Here is a 17497-nt window from a genome sequence, read left to right as displayed (position 1 = left end):
AAACGTCACTTTCCTGCCAGAACCTGCCGCAACAGCATCCGCAGCACCGGCGTCACCGCCGCCAGCCCCGCCTCGACCACAGCCTCGCCAAGTCGCTCCCGAGTAACCCCCTCCGGACACTCGCGAAGGCAATGCCAGAACAGCCCCACCATCTCGCCGAGTCCAAGCTTCCCGTCGGCGGCGCGCTCTACCAGCGCGAACAGAGGCCCCAACTCCCCCTCGGCCGCGACCAAAGCCGCAAAGCTAGGCCGCAAGACAAGGGTCTCTCCCCCGACCCGGAGGGCAGCCTCCCCCCGAACCGAATTCGCCAGATGCGTCATAAAGATGTCTCCAAAAATTCCCTCGCCCCTCTGGGGAGAGGGAGGGGCCCGCGCGCCCTTGCGCGTGGGAGGGAGAGGGGAGTGAGGCTAAGGACCGAAATCCCAACCACCCCTCACCCTCCCGTCGCCAAGCGGCTCCTCCTTCCCTCTCCCCGAAGGGGCGAGGGAAGGCCGCTAACCCACAACAACAGCCCCGGAACTCTCCAGGCTAAGCGTATAAGACCGCTCCCCATTGAAATCCCCGGCATAGTCCAGCCGAGACACCAGGAACTTCCCGGTCATCGTATCGCCCCCCTCGAACGCCAGCCGATAATCGTCGAGCACCCCGGTCAGCGCGCTAGCCTTCACCCGCAACTCGGCGACAGACCCGGTAAAAACCCCCGCCCCCGACACAGACACACTCCGAACCCCAGCCCCGGACAGCAACTGCCGCCACCCCCCGGAGTCCTTGGTGGTGACAACGATAGCCTCCCCATTCACCGACATCTGCGTCGTCCGCAGCCCGGCCACGGTCGCGTAAACCACCGGCGCCGCCCCGTTCCCCACCTTCAGCAGGAACGCACTCCCCTTCTCCACCGCCATGTCGATCTCCCCCAAAGACGTTTCCCGCGAAGGCGGTGGCCCAGTCTGGACTCTCGCCTCCGCGGGAGAACAATCTTGCCCAGTTCCCGAAACCCTCAACTCTCCCGGTACATCCGCACCAGAAACTCAGCCGTCCCCCGCCACCGATCCCCGACCCGCAGCACCCGAGACCGCACGAGCGCCAGTCGAACCACCCGCCACCCCTCGCCAAGATCAGGCGGCAGCGCCTCCAACCCCTCCTCGGCAGCAGCCAGCAAAGCCCGCACCCGAACCGGCCGCTCCCCCCCATCGAACAGAGTCAAAAGAACGCGCCCCTCCCGCCCAACCCAGGTCTTCGTGCTCCAGTCCGACAACACCGGCTCGTCGACGACCGCATAAGGCAGCCCACCCCGCACCGGCGGCGCATCGAACACGCTGACGTCCAGCACCGCGTTCAGCCGAGCGACGACAGCCGCCTGCAAAACCACCCGCCCACTCACGAATGCACCGCCAAACCAAGCCGCATCCGCCGATAAGGACGCCACAACGCCGCCACCGCCGCCGGCGGCGCCACATCGCTCTCGCGGTGATCGAACAGATGCGCGACCAGCATCGCCACCCCCTGCGCGATCGGGGCCGGCACCGCCTCGAAGCTCAGCGCGATCCCAGCCGAATACGCCACAGCCACCCGCCCGGCCGATCCCGCGGCCAGGACGCGCACCCATCCCACCCCATCCGCATCGATATCGACCGCATACGCCCCGACCGCCAACACGAACGGCGCGCCGTCAGCGGGCAACCCGGTAAACCCGGCAATCGCGCTCACCGGCGCAACCACCAGCCGCCGCCACCCCGCCGCACTGGTCACGACATCCTCGAACGGCCGCCCGATCACCGCCGCCCCCAGAAACGCCTCCGCCAGCAGCAACGCGGTCTGCGCCAACCGCGCCAGCACGACGTCCTCCCCACTCTCCACCCGCAACAAAGCCCTAGCCGCGACGACCACCTCAGCGATCACCCCGGCAGAAATCGCCGACCCACCCATCGAACTTCTCCTATGTCCCTCGCCCCTCCGGGGAGAGGGAGGGGCCCGCGTGCCCTTGCGCGTGGGAGGGAGAGGGGAGTTGGGACGAGCAACCCCCGCCCCAAACCCCTCCTCCTCCGTCGATCAAGCCACCGAGAACTTGAGCACCTTGATCGCCTCGGAATTCGTCACGCACCCGCCGACCCGCTTGGTCGCGTAGAAGTTCACGAACGGCTTGTTCGAATACGGGTCGCGCAGGATGCCCGTCTCGGTCCGCTCGGCGACGATATACCCCGCCTTGAAGTTGCCGAACGCGATCGCCAGCGCATTCACCGCGATATCGGGCATGTCCTCCGCCTCCACCACCGGATAGCCGAGCAACGTCGCCGGCACCCCCGCCGCCAGCGACGGTGCCCAGACGAACGCCCCATCGCTCGTCTTGAACTTCCGGATCCGCGCCAACGTGGCGGCATTCATGACGAAGCTCGCACCCTGCCGATAAGGCCCGCGCAGAGACTGAACCAGATCGATCAACCGCTCCTGCGGACTTGCCGAAAAGTCGCCAGCCGTCCCGCTCGCGAGATACTGCAAAGTCCCGAAAGCCCGAACCCCATCCGCCGTCGCCGCGGTAGCAGACGTCAAAAACCCCTTAGGCCGCGACACGCCCGATCCGGACACGAAAGCCGCCCCCTCGGCCTTCGCAAACTCCATCGCGATCTCGCCCGCCAGCCATTCCTCGACATCGAACGCCGCATCGTCGAGCATCGCCTGGCTAGCCGAAGGATTGGCATACAGCTCCCCGGTAGGCGGCGCGATCTCGACGAACACCGGCGAAGCCGTCTCCGGCCGCGCCGCATTCTCCGCCGCCCACCCGGACGGCGTACCCCCAGTCGTCACCAGCTTGCGATACCCCGCCGACCCCACCTTCACCACATTGGCGATCGACCGGATCGGCGACACCGCCTTCAGCAGCGTATCGATCTGAGCATCGATCTCCCGCGGCACCGCGAACCCGCCCGCGTCGCCCGTCACCCCCGTAAACGCCTTCATCTCCAGCGTCGCGCCGGTCCGAACGAACCCCGCAAACGCCGCACTCACCCCGAGAGGAGCCGCCCCCTCCAAAACCGGCCGGTCAACAACACTCATGCCCATCTCCTCACCCGAAACGAAAAAAGGCGCCCCGCAGGACGCCCAATGAAACTCAAAAACCCCTCTCCCGTCAGGGGAGAGGGAGGGCCCCGCGACGAAGTCGTGGGAGGGTGAGGGCACGCCGCTAAGGCACCACCTCAACCCGCGCCAAAGCCTGCATCGGCACCGCCACCAGACTAACCTCCACCAGGTCGACCGAAAGCAACTCCCGCCGAACCCCCTGCCGAACGGAGGTCGCCCGATACCCGACAGACAGCCCAGCCACCGCCCCACCCCGCACCAGCCGAGCCAGCGCCAGATCCGCAACCACCCCCTCGACCCGCAACCCCCGCGCATCCTCTCGAACCGACGCGAGCAAACCAACCGCCAAACCCCGATGCTGCCACAACAAAGGCACCACACCGGCCCCGGCAAAAGCCCCCCGCCGCATCACATCGCCCGCGCGGTCCACAACATCGAACACCGCCGCATACCCCGCGAACGCCACCGAGCTCACTTCAACCACGCGGCAAACCCCAATTTCACCGCCAGCCCCGCCAGCATCAGCGCCATCGCCAACCGCGCGATCCACCCCACCACAGCCTTCCAAACCGACCGCTTCGCATCCCGCCAAGCCGCCAACAGCTCGCGCAACTCCGCCACATCCTCCCGAGCCCGCTCGTCGCTCAAAGCCACCCGCGCCAAAGCCCGAGCCGCCCCCAACTCCCCCGCCTCCTCCACGATCGCCCGCAGCGTAACGAGGTCCACCCCCCGCTCAGCCCCCTGCCGCATCAGCTGCGCCAAAACCGCCCCATCCATCAGACCACCTCCTGAATATCGAGCATCGCCCGCTTCTCCGCATCGCTAAGAAACGAAGCTCCCGAAACCATCCCCCAAAGCCGCTCCCGATCCTCGACCAGCGCCGGCACCCGGTCGAGATCGACCGAGATCGCCGCCCCCTCGAACCACCCGCTCAACCCCTGAGCGATCCCCGTCAGCACCGAAGACGCCAACGGCAAAACCCCCAGCCGCCAAAGCGCCCGGTTAGCCTCCCGGTAGTTCGCATAGGAATTATCCCCCGGCAGCCCGAGCAGCATCGGCGGCACCCCGAACGCCAGCGCGATCTCCCGCGCCGCCGCCGCCTTCGTCCCCACGAAATCCATGTCGGCGGGCGACAAGCTCAACGCCTGCCACCGCAAGCCACCTTCAAGAAGCATCGGCCGCCCGGCATTCCCCGCCCCCGAGAACGAAGCCTCCAGCTCCCCCCGCAACCGCTCGAACTGCTCGGTCGACAGCACCGCCCCGTCCTTCGGATCATACATCAGCGCCCCCGAAGGCCGCGCCGCGTTATCCAGCAAAGCCTTGTTCCACCGCGCCGCCGCATTGTGGATCGCCACCGCGCCCGAAGCCGCCCCCAGGCACCCCAACCCATAATGGTCGTCGACCGGATTGAAGCTCTTCAGGTGGATCACCTCCGGCCGCACCGCATCCGCGTGCAGCCGAGTAACCCGCTCCCCGACCCGATACCGATACGCGGCCGGCCACCCGCTGGCATCCGCTTCAACGGCCACCCGCTCGGGCCGAAGCGCAAACAACTCCGCAGCGCCCCCATCGACGTCGCGCAACACCTGCACATACGCATTCCCATGCAACAGCATCTGCGCCGCCACCGTCTCGACCAGCGACTGCCCCCCCGACCGCGCCGTCACCAGCGCAACCAGAGCCGGATCCGAAGCCATCAAAGGCGCCGACCCAACGCACTCCACGACCAGCTTCACCGCCCGCTGAACGATCGCATTCCCCAGATACCCCGCCCGCACCTGCGCCTCATAAGAGTACGGCACATCCCCAAAAGCCCCCTGAAACCCCGGCGCACTCAACGCCCGCGACAACACCGGCCGCGACTCATCGCGCCCGGATTTCCACCCGAACAATTTCATGGACGATCTCCCATACGCTTGATCCTCCCGTGCAAGGGGAGGTGGCTGGCGCTTGCCAGACGGAGGGGTGACACCCCCTCGATAGCGCGACACCCCTCCGTCAGCCCAAGGGCTGCCACCTCCCCTGCCAGGGGAGGATCAGGACAAACCTAAAGCACCCGAACCGAAACCCGCGCCCGAGGCCCCAACATCACCTCGGTCATCGCCCAAACCAGAGCATCAGCCCGATCCGGCGACCGCCCCGGCCCCTCATACCCGCCGCCCGCGATCAGCCCGCAAAGCTCGTCCTCCAGGTCCGGAAACGCCCCCACATGCCAGGCCCGCCCAGCCTCATACAAAGCCGCCACCGGCTCCGCCCGCGCCACCTTCCCAAGCGACGCATGGACCAGCTTCACCGGCATCGCCCGGTCCGCGCCGGCCAGCACGCTCCCCACCATCTTCCCCCCCTGGTTCGCCTCCGCGATCACCCGGTCCGCGCCATGCCGCGCGGCACACTCGGCCACCGCCCGAGCCCACCCCTCCGGACTGGCCCCGCAAACGCTCGCATCCTCCAGCACATACCCAAACCCATCACTCCCCAGCGCCACCGCAACGATCCCGCAAGCATCCCCCGGCCCCCCGGACACACTCCCGGCCGGCGGATCCACCCCCACCACGACCCGCGTCACCGCCGGCGCAAACGCCACCCGCCGAGACTCCACCAGTTCCCGCGTCCACAAAGCCCCCGCGACATCCTCGATCAGCTCGCCATCGAGCTCCTGCCGCCCCAACCGCGTCCCCGCATAGGTCGCGGTCACCGCCTCGACGAAACTCGCCGGCAGATGCACATTATCCCGCGTCCGCCCCTGCGACCGCACCACCCCCGGCAGCGCCAATATCCGCCGCAGCAACGCCACCGGCCGCGGCGTCGTCGTCACCACGATCCGCGGCAGATCGCCCAGCCGCAGCCCCATCATCAGGTTATCCCACGTCGCATCGCCGTTGCGCCACTTGGCCACCTCGTCGCACCACGCCGCCAGATGCTCCGGCCCGCGCAAAGCCTCGGGCGCCTCCGCCGAATAGGCGAACGCCAACGCTCCATTCGCAAACCGCAGCTCGCCCGAGCCAGCCCGCCACACCAGATCCTCGTCATCGCGCGCGACGGCGAGCAGCCCGCTCTCCCCCTCGATCATCACCCGCCGCACGTCCTCGATGGTCGCTCCGACCAGCGCGATGCGGGCACCAGGGTTGTCCCGCGCCACCTGACTGACCCACTCCGCCCCCGCGCGCGTCTTGCCAAACCCGCGCCCCGCCAGGATCACCCAGATCCGCCAGTCATCCGCCGCCGCTCCCGAACCCGCCGCACCCGCACCCGCACCCGCACCTGCACCGATCTTCAGATGCTGCCCAGGATGCGCCCACACCTCCCACCGATCATGCAATTCCCGCCGCTGTGCCGAAGTCAGCATGCCCAGCACCCAGTCCGCCCGCGTCCGCGGCAACATCGCCAGCTCCGCCACCGGATCGCGCGCCGGCGCCGCCTCGTCCCCGCTCATTCCGGCAGCGCTTCGGACGCGACGCCCTGCTCAGCGCCACCCTGCTCGATGGCGCCATGCTCGATAGCGACATGCCCGACGACCCCATGTTCGACCAACTTGTCCCCGACCCGCTTGGCCTCCGACACCGCGATCCGCCGCGCTAGCGCATCGAGCTGCTTGATCAGCGCCGCATCGGTCTCCTCCGCCGAAGCCCGAGCCTTGCGCCCCCGCCCGCCAGCGGTCCCAGCAACCCGGTCCGCATTCCGCGCCAGCAACCGCAGAGCCAGATCGACGCTCGTTATTGCCGGCTTGATCCCCGGCGTACCGTCCAGCGATCCCACGATCACTCCATCGCCAACACCCGCATGCGCTGCCCCCCCGGCTCCGCGCCCGGCACCGGGAACCACCGCATCCCCGCCCCCGTCCGCAGCCCAAGCCGCCGCGTCCACCCGCCGCCGCTCGGCCCCGAAGCCTTCGGTCTTCGCCTCGCCGCACGTCGCCGCCCGCGCCTGTTCGATCCCCGCCTCGATCGCGGGCGCCGGATCGATCCCCTCAAGCGCCAGCGCCATCAGCGCCTGTTCGAGCCGCCCATAGCCCTCCGCCAGCGCCTCCTGCCACTGGCCTGCAAACACCGGATCGCGCCGCCGCACATAATAGGCGCCACAATCCGTCATCCCCATCGCCGCCGCCGAAGCCCGCACGTTGCACGTCGCGCTCAGCATCGCGAAAAATCCCTCACGCCGCGCCTTGGTCCACCCATCCTTGCGCACCGCGGCGCACTGCACGATCCGATTATCCGCCGCCACCAACCGCACCATCCCCGCTCTCCCGATAGGACGCCAGAACGCGAAAAGGCCGGCGACACCCGAGGCTCCCACCCCGACCGTCCCGGCCTCTCTCCGCCCGAGCCACCAGCCCGACCCGCAATTCTTCAGCGTTCCCGTTATGTACCAAACGAGCGTGACGATGTCAAGCGGCTTAACCGATCTGGTTCGCATCTCGGGTAATTGAGATTGACTGCGAGGGAGAGAAAATGATCCTAGCGGCTGTTCGTCAGCGGTCGCTCAACGTCGCCTAGCGGCTAGAGCAAGTCCCAAGCTGTCGTGAAATCCAGTTCGTTGATTAACTGGATCGGCGTACGCCAAGTGACCCCGCAAGCTTCACAGATGTTTGGGACCTTCTTATTCGCACCCTGCTTCTTCGAGTCCCAAGTCTCCGCAGTTACGACTACGCGATCGCTGTGCCCCATCGCTGCGGCAACGAGGAAGGGGTCCTGACCGATTTTGATAACGTCAGCATCGCTAAGGATGGCGCTATAATGACTAAGTACCGCCTGGACTTTGCCGAGGTCGCTCTCCTCGACAAGCAGCAGCGCCTTTTTATGCGTTTCCTCTTTGACCCACTCGGTTAGCGCATCGTTGCCGCCCTCGATTTCGCCGTAGATTTCGGACGGCATTTTAATCGACCCCGCTTCCGCATGATAGACGAGCCATCGCCAAAACTCGGGCACTCGGTGCAGCGCATACCACGTTTTGTGAGAGTTGATGAGGGCGTTGGCGTCTAGCAGGTAGATCATCCGGCATTCATCCGCCTAGGCTCAGCAAGTAGCGGGTAAACATTCATCGGCTTGACCCCCAGCATCCTCGCGGCCCGGCTTGGAGTAAGCGATCCGTCAGCAATACCTCGCCGTGCTAGACTCAGCAGGGCGGAACCAAGGCGGTGTTGCCGAACGACGTACCAGCTTGGTCCAGGACGCCCCCGGCTACGCTCTCGGTTTTTATCCTTGGCTGCTAGCCACTCCGCACGAAATTGGTCGCGCAAACTTATCCAGCGCACTTCAGACACGCGCCCAGCAGCAAACAGTTGATATGCGATCATCGTACGGCTGACGTTAATCCTGTCCGCTAACGCGTTAATGCCTTCAACTTCCACAGCATCACCGGATGCTGGCAAATCGTCAATTTCGGCAGGCGAAATGAGCGTCGCAGCGGCAGTATCGTTGCAAAGCCGTTCAACACCGGCGCTAGGCCGACCGCCGCTGACGCCGCCCGCGCCTAATAGGAGATGCGAGAGTTCGTGAAGCAGTGTGAACGACCACGCCGACTTTGCGTCCTGATCGTTGACGACAATAAAGGGCGCTATGGGATCGGCAACGGCAAAACCGCGGAAGACCTTCACGTCGATAGCGGTGGTGTGGTGCCCACAATCGCCGGCGAGTAGCACGAAAACGCCTCTCGCTTCCACGAGCCCGCGAAGATAAGTAAAGGCCTCCTCCGCCGTGCGGCATGCGCGAAATTCGGCTCTGCTAAATCCGATAGCCTCAACAATAGCCGCAGATAGGCGCTCGGGATCGCGCGTAGCTCTTTCCGAGCCCACGAACGGCACCGGGACCACGTCTTCCTCTTCCTCTAGTGCATCCCGCGCGAGAGCCTGACGCGCCGTTACATCCCGCAGAAGAGTTGCCAACAGCACATTCGACGGATCGCTTTGGTCTGGAAGCGTGCGGAAATCCTGACCGATATCTGCAACGGCGGGTGGGGCCGACAAGTAGAAGGTTAGCAAAGGGCGATGGTACTGCTGCACCATGCGCTTCAACAGCGCCGCGGATAATTCTCCTTCGCCAGCCTCGATAGCAGCCAACCGGTCGGCGGCCGCCACTCCACGTGCAGCGCCGAGACCAATCTTGCGCGCAGCCGAATCCAAGTCAAGACCCGCGGTCTCTCTCGCCCACTTCAAAATTATTGGGTTCACGTTCGGCACTTGGTTACAATGCACGGGGTGGAGTTAACGCGCTACCCTCAACAATTTTCGGCACCTTACCTTTTACCAAGCCCCCCTCACCGAGTAGGCACAGGCTCCGCCCCCGAATAATCATAAAACCCGCGGCCAGTCTTCCGCCCGAACCACCCGGCCTCGACATACTTCACCAGCACCGGCGCCGGCCGGAACTTGGGATCGCCCGTCCCCTCGAACAGCACGCGCGTGATCTCCAGGCACGTATCCAGCCCGATGAAATCCGCCAGCGTCAGCGGCCCCATCGGATGGTTCAGCCCGAGCTGGCACGCGAGATCGATGTCGCGCACGCTCGCCACGCCTTCGCCCAGGGCGAAGCACGCCTCGTTGATCATCGGCATCAGCACGCGGTTGACGATGAAGCCCGGCGCGTCGTTCGCATGCACCACCTGCTTCCCGAGCTTCTCCGCAAACGCCTCGACCGCCGCCACCGTCGCGTCCGACGTCGCAAGGCCCCGGATCAGCTCGATCGGCCGCATCACCGGCACCGGATTGAAGAAATGCACCCCCATGAACCGCGCCGCATCGGGCGCCGCCTGCGCCAGCCGCGTGATCGGGATCGACGACGTGTTCGACGCCAGGATCGCATCCGGCCCCAGCACCTTGCCGACCTCGGCGAAGATCTGCCGCTTCACCGCCTCACGCTCGGTCGCCGCCTCGACCACGATCGCACAGTCGCCCATCTCCGCCACACTCGAGACCGGCTCGATCAGCGCCAGCGCCGCATCGCGTGCCTCACCCGCGATCTTCTCCTTCTCGACCAGCCGGCCGAGCGCCTTGGCGATCCCCGCCTTGCCCTTGCTCGCCGCCTCCAGCGACACGTCGGCCAGCAGCACGCGGTACCCCGCCTGCGCCGACACCTGCGCGATTCCCGCGCCCATCTGCCCTGCACCAATCACGCCGATCGTCTGCACATCGCTCTCCTGATTTGTTGCCCCCTCCCTAGCCGCTTTTCCCCGCGCTGCCAGCGCGCTAGGCTGCAACAATGCTGTGCAAACCGATCTTTTCCGCCCTCGCGCCCCTCCTAACGCTCCCGCTGATGACGGCCTGTTCGCCGAGCCAGCCCGCGCCGCAGCCCAAGCCTGACTCCGCGCCCGAGGCCAAGACCGAGCCCGCTCCCGCAACCCCGACGGCACCGCAGCAGACCGACACGCACGCGCCACCCAAGCCCGGCGCCACGAAGACCTTCACCGACTGGACCGTAGGCTGCGACAACGCGCTTCGCTGCACGCTCGGCTCGCTCCTCCCCGACGCGAGCATCGGCCAGGACACGATCACGCTCAACCTCACGCGAGAGCCCGGCGCGGTCGCGACCGGCGGCGGCAACATCTCGCTGGCGATCGAAACCCGCAACGACCAGGCCGCCACCAAGCGCCCACCCGCCAGCTTCGCGGTCGACGGCAAGCCGATCGCCCTGCGCGACGCAACCGCGCTCGCCACCGCGATCGCCAACGCCCAGTCGCTGAAAATCCTCGACGCGAACGGCGGCACGCTCGCCACGCTCTCGCTGAAGGGCGCCGCCGCCGCGCTCCGCTACATCGACGCGCAACAAGGCCGGGCGGGCACCGTCGACGCGATCGTCGCCAGAGGCCCCGCCGCCTCGCGCGCACCGACGCCCGCCCTCCCCGTCATCGCCGCGGTCGCGCCGTCAGGTACCGCCGCCAAGCTCACCGCCGCGCAGATCGCGACGATGCGCAAACGCGGGTCGTGCTCGCTCGAGAATTTCCCGACCGGCGCCAACGCTGCGATCTTCGACCCGGAGACGCACGTGCTCGGCGGTGGCAAGACGCTTGTCATGCTCCCCTGCTCGACCGGCGCGTACAACATGATCGGCGCGCTCTTCATCATCGACGGCGCGACGATCACCCCGGCCCAGACCGACGCCCCCTCCGGCTTCGAGGAAACCGGCGCCGACTCCGCCACGCCGGTCAAGAGCGTCGTCAACGGCACTTTCAAGAACGGCGTCCTGACCAGCTACGCCAAGGGCCGCGGACTCGGCGATTGCGGCGTGATCCAGAGCTTCGTCTGGGACGGCACCCGCCTGCGCCTGTCCGAACAATCCGAAATGGGCGAATGCCGCGGCAACATCGACTACATCACGACGTGGCGCGCCAAGGTGGTGCGCTAACCCCCGCCCCCCCCCCCCCCCCCGCCACTCAGGGCGCCGGCCGTTCCACCTGAGCCTCGGCGAGATACACCCCGAACAGCCCCTCGGGGTCGGTCCACGCCGCCACCGGCGTCCACCCCCCCGACCGCAACAGGATCCGCGCATCCCGCTCGCCATATTTATGCGAGTTTTCCGTGTGAATCGTCTCACCCGCAGACATTTCGAATGTCCGCCCGTCCACGCTAAACGCAACGTCGCGCGTCGCCTCGAGATGCATCTCGACCCGCGCACGATCGTCGTTCCACACCGCCTTGTGCCGAAACGCCTCGACCGGAATATCGCCGCCCAGCTCCCGATTGATCCGCTCGAGCAGGTTCAGGTTGAACGCCGCCGTCACGCCCTGCGCATCGTCATACGCCGGCACCAGCACGTCCTCGCTTTTGATCCGGTCCATCCCGATCAACAGCATCGCGCCCACGCCGAGCGACGCCCGCATCGCGCGCAACAGGTCGACCGCCATCAGCGGGATCATGTTGCCGATCGTCGATCCCGGAAAAAACCCCAGTTTCGGCGTATCCGCGATCGTCTTCGGCAAGCTCAGCGGCCGCATGAAATCCGCCTCGAACGGCAGCACCAGCAGGTCGGGGAACTGCTCGCCCAACACGTTCGACGATTCCCGCAGGAAATCACCCGAGATATCGATCGGCACGTACACCGACGGCGCGACCGCATCGAGCAGGATCGGCGTCTTGGTCGACGAGCCGGAGCCGAACTCGACCACCGCACGGCCCTCGCCGACGATCCTGGCGACCTCCGGACACACGGTCTCCAGGATCGAGCGCTCGGTCCGCGTCGGGTAATATTCGGGCAAGTCGGTGATCTTCTCGAACAGTTCCGAGCCGCGCCGGTCGTAGAACCACCGCGCCGGGATCGCCCGCGGCACCCGCGCGAGCCCGTCCAGCACATCGGCGCGGAATTGCGGGTCGGCGAGCGTCTGCTGGCCGTCCTCGATCTCAGGCTTCAACATCAGATATCTTTCGCGAGGCGCACGCCGGTGAACTGCCACCGTTGGTGCGGATAGAAGAAATTGCGGTAGCTCGCCCGGACGTGACCGCGCGGCGTCGCGCAGCTCCCGCCACGCAGGATGAACTGCGAACTCATGAACTTGCCGTTATATTCGCCGACCGCGCCGTCGACCTTCGCGAACTTCGGATAGGGGCGATACGCGCTGCCGGTCCATTCCCAGACATCGCCGAAGAACGCCGGGCCGCCTGGCGAAGGCCGCGGTTCGACCGGGCCCGCGACGTCCATCTGGTTGCCACCGGAGGCGTCATACGAAGCCGCGGCCGCCTCCCATTCGAATTCGGTCGGCAATCGCGCACCGGCCCAGCTCGCATAGGCATCCGCTTCAAAGAAGCTGACATGCGTCACCGGGGCGGCCGGATCGATCGCGCGGCGACCGTCGAGCCCGAACCGGGTCCAGCCGCTCCCAGACTCGCCATCCCGCTCTTCCCAATACAAAGGCGCGACGATCCCCTCCGCCTTCACCCACGCCCAGCCATCGGCCAGCCAGTGCCGGGCATCGCGGTAACCGCCATCGGCGATGAAGGCGGCCCATTCGCCATTGGTCACGGTCCGGTCGGCGATCGCGTGCGGCGACAGCAACGCAGCATGACGCGGCCCTTCGCAATCGAACGAAAACCCTTCGCCGTCATGGCCGATCTCGACGATCTCGCTGCCACGCTCGATCCAGCCGATCGTACCCGGCATCGCCACCGGAATTTTGCGCGCCGCCGGCCACATCGCCGGCTCGAGCGGGTTCTCCGAAAACATGTGGAGGATATCGGTCACCAGCAATTCCTGGTGTTGTTCCTCGTGATGACAGCCGAGCGCCACCAGCGCCTGCGCATCCTCGGACAAGGTCGGCAGCGCGTCGATCAGCGCCGCATCGACATGCGCGCGATACGCCCGCACTTCGTCGAGCGACGGCCGCGTCACCATCCCGCGCCGATCGCGCGCATGGCGACGCCCTTCGGCCTCGTAATAGCTGTTGAACAGGAACGGGAACCGCTCGTCGTGCAGCGCATAGCCTACGACATGATCGCGCAGGACGAACGTTTCGAAGAACCACGTCGTGTGCGCCATGTGCCATTTGGTCGGCGATGCGTCGGCCATCGACTGCACCGTCGCATCGGCATCCGAGAGGGGAGCGGCGAGTGCGAGCGTCAGATCGCGAACCGCGGCAAACCGCTGGGCTAGAGGGGAGGTCTCCGGCGCCGTGGCGCGATCGGGACGGACGGGACTCGGCATCGATCTCTCCTCAGTTCTACGTCGACCGATGCGACGTTGGAACGCGAGCGACGATACGCGCCTAGACGCGCGTAGCCCCCGGTCGCCATAGAACGTCGCCGGCCCCGTTTTGGTTCACCGCCCGCGACGCCACGAACAGGAAATCCGATAACCGGTTAACATACGCTAATGCGGCCGGATTAAGCCGCTGCGTCTCGCTCGCGCCGACTGCGGATCGCTCCGCCCGTCGGCTGATCGCCCGCGCCAGATGCAGCGCGGCGGCTTCGGCGGAGCCGCCCGGCAGGATGAAACTCCGCAACGGGGCGAGGTGCGCGTTCATCGCGTCGATCTCGCGCTCCAGCCGCTCGACCTGCGAGGGCACGATCCGCAACACCATCTCCGACGGCGTAAAATCGTCCGCGCCGGCTTCGTCCGCGCCCGCGGGCGTGGCCAGGTCCGCGCCGAGATCGAACAGGTCGTTCTGAATCCGCGTCAGCGCCGCCGCCATCGGCTGATCGCCGAGCGCGATCACCGCGAGGCCGATCGCCGAGTTCGCCTCGTCGACATCGCCGATCGCCTGCATCAGCGCGCTCGACTTCGACACGCGCGATCCGTCGACCAGCCCGGTCGTGCCGTCGTCGCCGGTGCGCGTGTAAATCTTGTTCAGCTTGACCATGAATGTTCCAGATTAAAGCGCATCAAAGCCCCGTCGCCGTGCCAATAAACCCCGCCCCAGCGACCAAATCCCGCCGCCCTGGCAACCAAATCCCGTCACCCCAGCGAAAGCTGGGGTATCCCTCGTGGCTCGTGACATCCGCCAAACGGTGAGATCCCAGCATCCGCTGGGACGACGCAAGTTGAAGGCAAAATAGCCCAAAATGCAAAGCCGCTTACGTCCGCCCCGCCGCGAACAGGATCACGACGACGATCAGGATCGCCAGCGCTTGAAAGAAGACTCGCTGCTGCATCATCCGATTCGATTTCAGCGACGCGGTACTCGGCCCGTTCCCATCGCGGACCTGCGCGCTGCCCTCCTGCAGGAACGACACGACGCCCCGCACCAGGGCCACGACGGTCGCGATCATCGCCGCGATCAGGAGGATGACGAGGAATGTGTTCATGACCCGAATGTAAGCGCGCACCGGCGGGGTAGCAATGGCGTACCCGAAGCCGGAAAATGACCCATGTTGCCGATAAGCAATGTTGCGGACTGCCGCGTGGGTAGCGCACATGGCGCATGCTCTATCTTGCGCTCAAGGCCCTGATTTCCGGTATCCTGATTGCCGCCGCGTCGGAACTGGCGAAGCGCTATCCCGGTTTCGGTGCGCTCGTGGCGTCGCTGCCTTTGGTTTCGGTGCTCGGCATGATCTGGCTCTGGCACGACAAACCCGATCCGCGGACGATGGCCGCGCACGCCGGCGCGACCTTCTGGTACGTGCTACCGTCGCTGCCGATGTTCCTGCTGATCCCCGCGCTGTTGCGACATGGTGTACCCTTCTGGGTTTCGCTGATGGCGGGCTGCGTACTGACGATCGCGCTGTACGCGGCGATGACCTGGGCAGCGCCGAGACTGGGGATCGAGCTGTAAAAAAACACCACCCCGGCGGAGGCCGGGGCCCAATTGGGAAAGCAGAGGTAACGGAGCGATGCCTTCGCCAGCACCGTCCCCCAATTGGGCCCCGGCCTCTGCCGGGGTGGTACAACATTAGAGCCGCCGCACCTTCCCCCTGTTTCCCCGCGAAGGCGGGGACCCAGTCTGGGCTCCCGCCTTCGCGGGAGAACAAGGAAGTGCAGATTGCCAGCCGTTATAAGGCCACCATGACGGGAGGATATTCGCACCACCTTAGCTCAGGTCCTCACCTGGAAGTCGCGAGCCGATCCCCACCTCGCAACCGGGCCGCCAACGCCGCCCCATCCTCCCCACCCGCCCGCATCTCCGCCAGCGACACCGCCCCGTCCCGCTTCGCCAACCGCCGCCCCGCCGCGTCCACCACCAGCGGATGATGATGATACGAAGGCACCGGCAACCCCAGCAAAGCCTGCAGCAGCCGGTGCACGTCCGTCGCCGCGAACAGGTCTACCCCGCGCACCACGTCGGTCACGCCCTGCGCGGCATCGTCCAGCGTCACCGCCAGATGATAGCTCGCCGGCGCATCCTTGCGCGCCAGCACCACATCCCCCTGCGCCAGAGGATCGGCCACCACCGTCCCGGCAATCGCATCATGCCACGCCAGCGCGCCGGTAATCGCCACCGCCTTCGCCATATCGAGCCGCCAGCAATGCGCTAGATGCGCGCGTGCGGTCATCTCCTGCGCGGTCAGACCCCGACAGATCCCCGGATAGACCGGCGCAGCATCCCCCTGCGGTGCGGACGCACTCGCCGCGATCTCCGCCCGCGTACAGAAACACGGATAGACCAGCCCGCGCGCCTTCAAAGTCTCCAGCGCAGCCTGATATTTCGCCAGCCGCTCCGACTGGAACACGAGCAGATCCCACCGCAACCCGAGCCACGCCAGATCCTCGAGGATCCCCGCGACGAACTCGGGCCGGCTCCGCGTCCCGTCGATATCCTCGATCCGCAGCACGAACCGCCCGCCGCGCTCCCGCGCAAAATCATGCGCGCGGATCGCCGATACCGCATGCCCGAGATGCAACCGTCCGGTCGGGCTCGGCGCGAACCGCGTAATAACCGTCTCGCCGCTCACCGCGCTTGACCTGACGATACGCGCCGTGCTGTCATGTCCTTGTCATCGCTGTCGTCCATAGGGCGCTCTGCGAAGCCTGAGTGGGAGGAGCCGTGTTTCACCCCGACCTGATACGCCACCCGGATGGTTGTCCGGCGCTCGTGCTGAATGCCGATTATACGCCGCTTTCCTACTATCCGCTCAGCGTCTGGCCGTGGCAAACTGCGGTCAAGGCTGTTTTCCTCGATCGTGTCGACATCGTCGCCACCTATGAACGCGAAGTCCGCAGCGCCAATTTCGCGCTGAAACTGCCCTCGGTGATCGCGCTGAAGCAGTTCGTCCGACCGTCGCAATTTCCCGCCTTCACCCGTTTCAACCTGTTCCTGCGCGACAAGTTCACCTGCCAATATTGCGGCAAGCTGCGCGATCTCACCTTCGACCATGTCGTGCCGCGCGCGCAAGGCGGTCGTACCACGTGGGAGAACGTCGTCACCGCCTGCTCGCCCTGCAACCTCAAGAAAGGCGGGCGCACGCCGAAACAGGCGGCGATGCCGCTCCACCTCGAGCCGATCCGTCCGACCAACTGGCATCTGCAGGAACACGGCCGCAGCTTTCCGCCCAACTACCTGCACGACACATGGCACGACTGGCTGTATTGGGACGTTGAACTGGAAGCGTAACGGCTTTCGAGACGACGGGAGATACTATGCAGGTGAAACTGGTGGCGGCGCTCGCCGCGACGGGACTTTTCATGTCCGCATGCGGCGACAAGGACGAGCAGCGCGCACAGGCCGACGCCAACGCGGTAGGCTTCGTGCCCCCCTCGGTAACCTCGCGCCTGGACTTCGGCGCCAGCATGGAACGCCGTTTCCGCACGCTAGACCGCAACGCCGACGACCGCATAACCAAGGACGAACTCCCCGCACCGAACGCGCGCATCAAGGCGTTCGACCGTAACAAGGACGGCATCATCACCGCGATCGAGTGGAGCGAAGGCACGCTCGCCTGGTTCGACAGGATGGACCTCAACCGCGACGGCACGGTGACGTCCGAAGAACGCGCGGAATCGCGTAAGCGCTGAACCCAAACACCCGTCACCCCAGCGAACGCTGGGGTATCTGTCGGGGTTCGCGG

At 66.3% G+C, this 17497-nt stretch carries 22 protein-coding genes; 4 read left to right on the top strand and 18 right to left on the bottom strand.

Annotation, left to right across the window (positions count from 1 at the left end; all coding sequences use genetic code 11):
- Positions 1-5 precede the first annotated feature (5 nt).
- The 13 genes from SPHN_RS12415 to SPHN_RS12355 form a co-directional block, all read right to left on the bottom strand.
- Positions 6-320, bottom strand: a complete 315-nt coding sequence (locus SPHN_RS12415; protein WP_248523762.1) for a gene transfer agent family protein — start codon at positions 318-320, stop codon at positions 6-8.
- A gap of 174 nt (positions 321-494) precedes the next feature.
- On the bottom strand, positions 495-902 hold the full coding sequence (locus SPHN_RS12410; protein ID WP_131587279.1) for a phage major tail protein, TP901-1 family: 408 nt from the start codon (positions 900-902) through the stop codon (positions 495-497).
- 95 nt (positions 903-997) lie between these two features.
- Positions 998-1381, bottom strand: a complete 384-nt coding sequence (locus SPHN_RS12405; RefSeq protein WP_248523760.1) for a DUF3168 domain-containing protein — start codon at positions 1379-1381, stop codon at positions 998-1000.
- The gene (locus tag SPHN_RS12400) at positions 1378-1926 is read right to left on the bottom strand and encodes a head-tail connector protein (protein WP_248523758.1); all 549 of its coding nucleotides are present in this window, start codon (positions 1924-1926) and stop codon (positions 1378-1380) included. The genes SPHN_RS12405 and SPHN_RS12400 overlap by 4 nt, the downstream gene beginning before the upstream one ends.
- Before the next feature lie 123 nt (positions 1927-2049).
- Positions 2050-3051, bottom strand: a complete 1002-nt coding sequence (locus tag SPHN_RS12395; RefSeq protein ID WP_248523756.1) for a phage major capsid protein — start codon at positions 3049-3051, stop codon at positions 2050-2052.
- 127 nt (positions 3052-3178) lie between these two features.
- Complete coding sequence (locus SPHN_RS12390; protein WP_349238505.1) at positions 3179-3559, bottom strand: HK97 family phage prohead protease; 381 nt, start codon at positions 3557-3559, stop codon at positions 3179-3181.
- A complete protein-coding gene (locus SPHN_RS12385; protein ID WP_183129183.1) occupies positions 3547-3852 on the bottom strand; it encodes a DUF6127 family protein in 306 nt (101 codons plus the stop codon). The genes SPHN_RS12390 and SPHN_RS12385 overlap by 13 nt, the downstream gene beginning before the upstream one ends.
- Positions 3852-4973: a phage portal protein gene (locus SPHN_RS12380; RefSeq protein ID WP_248523754.1), complete on the bottom strand. Its 1122-nt coding sequence runs from the start codon at positions 4971-4973 to the stop codon at positions 3852-3854. The genes SPHN_RS12385 and SPHN_RS12380 overlap by 1 nt, the downstream gene beginning before the upstream one ends.
- Before the next feature lie 149 nt (positions 4974-5122).
- Positions 5123-6508: a DNA-packaging protein gene (locus SPHN_RS12375; RefSeq protein WP_248523752.1), complete on the bottom strand. Its 1386-nt coding sequence runs from the start codon at positions 6506-6508 to the stop codon at positions 5123-5125.
- Complete coding sequence (locus tag SPHN_RS12370) at positions 6505-7308, bottom strand: hypothetical protein (RefSeq protein WP_248523751.1); 804 nt, start codon at positions 7306-7308, stop codon at positions 6505-6507. Before SPHN_RS12370 ends, SPHN_RS12375 begins: the two co-directional genes overlap by 4 nt.
- A gap of 263 nt (positions 7309-7571) precedes the next feature.
- A complete protein-coding gene (locus SPHN_RS12365) occupies positions 7572-8066 on the bottom strand; it encodes a DUF4411 family protein (protein ID WP_248523749.1) in 495 nt (164 codons plus the stop codon).
- A complete protein-coding gene (locus SPHN_RS12360) occupies positions 8063-9193 on the bottom strand; it encodes an ImmA/IrrE family metallo-endopeptidase (RefSeq protein ID WP_248523747.1) in 1131 nt (376 codons plus the stop codon). The genes SPHN_RS12365 and SPHN_RS12360 overlap by 4 nt, the downstream gene beginning before the upstream one ends.
- A gap of 134 nt (positions 9194-9327) precedes the next feature.
- On the bottom strand, positions 9328-10197 hold the full coding sequence (locus tag SPHN_RS12355) for a 3-hydroxyacyl-CoA dehydrogenase NAD-binding domain-containing protein (protein ID WP_248523744.1): 870 nt from the start codon (positions 10195-10197) through the stop codon (positions 9328-9330).
- A gap of 125 nt (positions 10198-10322) precedes the next feature.
- On the opposite strand from SPHN_RS12355, the gene SPHN_RS12350 reads away from it, so the two are divergent.
- On the top strand, positions 10323-11411 hold the full coding sequence (locus SPHN_RS12350) for a DUF1176 domain-containing protein (RefSeq protein ID WP_248523742.1): 1089 nt from the start codon (positions 10323-10325) through the stop codon (positions 11409-11411).
- 28 nt (positions 11412-11439) lie between these two features.
- On the opposite strand, the gene egtD is transcribed toward SPHN_RS12350, so the two are convergent.
- The 4 genes from egtD to SPHN_RS12330 all read right to left on the bottom strand — a co-directional run bounded on the left by egtD (position 11440) and on the right by SPHN_RS12330 (position 14800).
- Positions 11440-12417, bottom strand: coding sequence for an L-histidine N(alpha)-methyltransferase (gene egtD / locus SPHN_RS12345; RefSeq protein WP_248523740.1), 978 nt, complete (start codon positions 12415-12417; stop codon positions 11440-11442).
- The gene (egtB, locus tag SPHN_RS12340) at positions 12417-13700 is read right to left on the bottom strand and encodes an ergothioneine biosynthesis protein EgtB (protein ID WP_248523738.1); all 1284 of its coding nucleotides are present in this window, start codon (positions 13698-13700) and stop codon (positions 12417-12419) included. Before egtB ends, egtD begins: the two co-directional genes overlap by 1 nt.
- 61 nt (positions 13701-13761) lie before the next feature.
- The gene (locus tag SPHN_RS12335) at positions 13762-14355 is read right to left on the bottom strand and encodes a cob(I)yrinic acid a,c-diamide adenosyltransferase (RefSeq protein ID WP_248523736.1); all 594 of its coding nucleotides are present in this window, start codon (positions 14353-14355) and stop codon (positions 13762-13764) included.
- A gap of 214 nt (positions 14356-14569) precedes the next feature.
- Entirely contained in the window at positions 14570-14800 is a 231-nt protein-coding gene (locus SPHN_RS12330) for a twin transmembrane helix small protein (RefSeq protein WP_248523734.1), read from the bottom strand.
- Positions 14801-14916: 116 nt separating this feature from the next.
- Between SPHN_RS12330 and SPHN_RS12325 the strand changes: the two genes are divergently transcribed.
- Positions 14917-15267 (top strand): DUF3147 family protein, encoded by a 351-nt coding sequence (locus tag SPHN_RS12325; protein WP_248523732.1) that lies wholly within the window; start codon positions 14917-14919, stop codon positions 15265-15267.
- A gap of 268 nt (positions 15268-15535) precedes the next feature.
- On the opposite strand, the gene gluQRS is transcribed toward SPHN_RS12325, so the two are convergent.
- Positions 15536-16384: a tRNA glutamyl-Q(34) synthetase GluQRS gene (gene gluQRS / locus SPHN_RS12320; RefSeq protein ID WP_248523730.1), complete on the bottom strand. Its 849-nt coding sequence runs from the start codon at positions 16382-16384 to the stop codon at positions 15536-15538.
- 92 nt (positions 16385-16476) lie between these two features.
- Here gluQRS and SPHN_RS12315 point away from each other — a divergent pair, with 92 nt between their 5' ends.
- Both SPHN_RS12315 and SPHN_RS12310 read left to right on the top strand, forming a co-directional pair.
- Complete coding sequence (locus tag SPHN_RS12315) at positions 16477-17043, top strand: HNH endonuclease (RefSeq protein WP_187502579.1); 567 nt, start codon at positions 16477-16479, stop codon at positions 17041-17043.
- Positions 17044-17069: 26 nt separating this feature from the next.
- On the top strand, positions 17070-17444 hold the full coding sequence (locus SPHN_RS12310; RefSeq protein WP_248523728.1) for a hypothetical protein: 375 nt from the start codon (positions 17070-17072) through the stop codon (positions 17442-17444).
- Positions 17445-17497 lie beyond the last annotated feature (53 nt).

It is taken from the genome of Sphingomonas faeni, from assembly GCF_023195535.1.
Lineage (GTDB): Bacteria > Pseudomonadota > Alphaproteobacteria > Sphingomonadales > Sphingomonadaceae > Sphingomonas > Sphingomonas faeni_B.
This window is presented reverse-complemented; position numbering and strand designations above follow the sequence as displayed.